Origin of the sequence: Methylobacterium sp. WL116 (assembly GCF_008039455.1) — a bacterium.
In the GTDB taxonomy this organism is placed as follows: Bacteria; Pseudomonadota; Alphaproteobacteria; order Rhizobiales; family Beijerinckiaceae; genus Methylobacterium.
Genome location: NZ_VRUV01000593.1, coordinates 1 through 2,575, shown reverse-complemented (window position 1 = coordinate 2,575; position 2,575 = coordinate 1). Strand labels below are relative to the sequence as shown.

At 73.9% G+C, this 2,575-nt stretch carries 1 protein-coding gene and 1 pseudogene; one reads left to right on the top strand and one right to left on the bottom strand.

The genetic code is table 11. The annotated features are described in order from the left end of the window. On the top strand, window positions 1–503 hold a 503-nt coding region (gene lexA, locus FV223_RS24965; protein ID WP_147729481.1), incomplete at its 5' end, for a transcriptional repressor LexA. Here the strand turns inward: lexA and FV223_RS24960 are convergent. Then, window positions 497–2,497, bottom strand: a pseudogene (locus FV223_RS24960) (ComEC/Rec2 family competence protein); the annotation flags it as partial. The gene lexA and the pseudogene FV223_RS24960 sit on opposite strands and share 7 nt — an antisense overlap. Window positions 2,498–2,575 lie beyond the last annotated feature (78 nt).

Below are 2,575 nucleotides of genomic sequence, written 5' to 3'. Positions count from 1 at the left end.
CCCCGGTGCCGGCAGCTCCCGCCGCGCCGCGCCGGTTCACCCCGAGCGTGGTCGAGGGCGGCCGCTCGAAGGCCGTGCCGCTGCGGCCTTCCACGACGCAGATGGTCGACGACAGCGGGCGCGCGGTGTCGATCCCGGTGATGGGCCGGATCGCGGCCGGCACGCCGATCTCGGCGATCCAGAACCAGAGCCACGCGATCACCATGTCGCCGGACTTCCTGGCCGGCGGCGAGCACTACGCCCTGGAGGTCCGCGGCGACTCGATGGTCGAGGCGGGCATCCTCGACGGCGACCTCGTGGTCATCCGCAAGCAGGACACCGCCAACACCGGCGACATCATCGTGGCGCTGATCGACGACGAGGAGGCGACGCTGAAGCGGCTGCGCCGTCGCGGCTCCTCGATCGCGCTCGAAGCCGCGAACCCGGCCTACGAGACCCGCGTGCTCGGGCCGGATCGGGTGCAGATCCAGGGCCGCCTGGTCAGCCTCGTGCGCCGTTACTGAAGGGTCTCGCCCGGCATCTCCGGGTTCGGGCCGTCCGCGGCCGGATCGTCGGGTGCCGGGTCGGCGTCCTCCGCCCGGGGGGGCGGTACGGCCATGCCCTGGAACGGGACGTCCTTCGGCTTGGGCTCGGCCGCGGGCGACGATCCGCCCGCTACCGCGTCATCCGTTCCCTGGGGCGGGGGACGGACCATCGCGGGGCGCCACGGCAGCGTCCGTCCCGGCTCATGCGTGTCGGCCAGGATGAAGCCATTCGGCTCGACGCGGATCGCCACGGCGCCGTGGCTGGCGAGGTAGGCGCGATCGATGACGAGGGCGGCGGCGCAGCCCGGCGGTGCGGCGAGCGCCGTGATCAGCACCGAGGCCTTGGCGCAATCCTGCGCGAAGCCGCGGCGATCCTTCAGAAGCGCCACCGCGCGCCCGTCGGCCAACCGAAGCATGCATCCGATCCGGTCGCAGGCGGGACCGCCCGTCGCCTGCGCGCCCGGCCTGCCGTCGCCGTCGGCCTTCAGCCACTGCTCCAGCACGAAGTTCGACGGCCGCCCGAGGGCGACGAGGCTGCCGTCGGCGCGGCGAACCGCCGCCCCGCTGCCCTGGCGGTCGACGTAGATGTCGTAGCGGGCCGGCATCGTCGCCAGGCCGAGCCCGAGCAGCGCCGGCGGCAGGGCGAGCCAGCGCAGGCGCGAGACCGGGAGCGTCGCGAGCAGCAGCCCCGCGGCGAGGCACCCGAGCGCGGCGGTGCCGAAGGCCGGGACCACGACGTTGGCGCGCCCGAGCCCCTGGATCCAGGCGGAGATGGTCAGCATGCCGCGCACCGCCAGTCCCATCAGCCACCAGACCGGCTGGTCGAGGGCGAACGGGTAGGCGACGATGCCCAGAACCGCCGCCGGCATCACCGCGAGCGAGACCAGCGGCAGGGTGAGCGCGTTGCCGATCAGCCCGAAGGGTTGGACGGTCTGGAAGTGGTAGGTGGCGAAGGGCGCGGTCGCGACCTGCGCCACGAGCGTCGTGCCGAGGGTGCCGACCACCGTCGTCAGCGACAGCGCGATCAGCCGGCCGATCCGCCCGGCCCCGTCGCGGCGGAACATCCCTCCATCGATCAGGCGGGCGCAGGCGATGAGGCCGGCCACCGCCCCGAACGACATCTGGAAGCTCGGGCCGAGCAAGCCTTCCGGCTCGTGCGAGAGCGCGATGAGCGCGGCGAGAGCGAGGTTGCGCATGCTGAGCGCCGGGCGATCGACCAGGATCGCCCCGAGCATGATCAGGGTCATCACGAGGGAACGCTCGGCCGCGATGTCCCAGCCGGAGAAGACGCAGTAGGCGGTGACGCCGACCATCGCCAGCGCCGCGGCGATCTTCTTGATCGGCCAGGCCAGCGCCAGGAACGGCACCAGGGCGAGGCCGGCGCGGACGAGCCAGAACACGACCCCGGCGGCCAGCACCATGTGGAGCCCCGAGATCGAGACCACGTGGTAGATCCCCGCCGCCCGCAGCGTGTCGTTGGTGGCCGGCGCGATCAGCCCGCGCTTGCCGGTCACCAGGGCGGCGGCGACGGCGCCCGCCTGGCCGCCGTTGGCGTCGGTGATCCTGCGGGTCAGCGCGTTGCGGGCGTCGTCCACGGCGGCCGCGAGCCGGAGCGACCACGGCACCGGCTCGGGCGGCGGCTTCACCGCGATCTTGCCGAGGAGCGAGCCGACCGCGCCGATCCCGCGGAAGTAGGCGTCGCGGGCGAAATCGTAGCCGCCGGGGCGCGCCGCTTCGGGGGGCGGGAGCAGGCGGGCGGTGGCGGCAATGAAGTCGCCCGGCCGCAGCGGCGGCGCCTTCTTGAACGAGACGCGCACCCGGACCGGCCGCTCGGCCGCGGCCATCGTGCCGAGGCTCGCGACCCGCACCACAAGGCGGGCGCCCTCCTCACGCTCCTCCAGCGATTCGATCAGGCCTTCGAGCGGCGCGATGATGGTGCGGGTCAGCACCGGCGCCGCCACCTGCGCGACCCGCAGGGCGCTCGGCGCGGGCGTACTGGAACACCACGTCGCCGTCCCAATCGAGCCCGAGCCAGCTCATCCCGTCGAGGA